The organism is Serratia sp. ASV30, assembly GCF_016428815.1.
Classification (GTDB): Bacteria; Pseudomonadota; Gammaproteobacteria; order Enterobacterales; family Enterobacteriaceae; genus Chania; species Chania fonticola_C.
The window spans coordinates 1-459 of sequence record NZ_JAELTL010000198.1 but is presented as its reverse complement, the minus strand read 5'-3'; the positions used below and the strand labels follow the sequence as shown (position 1 = coordinate 459).

At 30.9% G+C, this 459-nt stretch carries 1 protein-coding gene; it reads right to left on the bottom strand.

All coding sequences use genetic code 11. The features are described 5' to 3' along the window. Window positions 1-337 (bottom strand): hypothetical protein (locus tag JHD74_RS26070; protein WP_199063918.1); only part of this gene is annotated, 337 nt, incomplete at its 3' end. Window positions 338-459 lie beyond the last annotated feature (122 nt).

The following is a 459-nucleotide window of genomic DNA, read 5'->3' as shown; positions in this document are numbered from 1 at the left end:
GCTTATAGCTGTTATCACTGATGTAGACATGCTCTTGCCAAAGTGGATATGCGACATTGTTAATTAATTTTTTGTTTGTTGACTCAATTAATTCAATTTGATAATTTTCATTATTAATTTCAAGTGATATAGAAAACTCATCATTGGCTTCAATTAAAGCGCTCTTAAATATTGATTTAAGTTCATCAATTGCTTTTTCTCTACTTCCACAATACTCAACCTCCATTCCTGATGAATAACAGAAGATAGCAGTTACTATATTGCCTTCGTTTTTGAATTTGTAATTTCTTTTTACTTCTCTTTCTACGTCAAGCCAGGTGATATATTTTGTTTTCATTATTGTAACGCCTTTTCAATCCAGTCATTTAGTTTTTCTAATTTAGATTCAATTTGATTGTCATCAATGGCCCCAAAATATGTGCATTCCATTCCTTTAAAGGTGGTGTAGGAAGAACTACT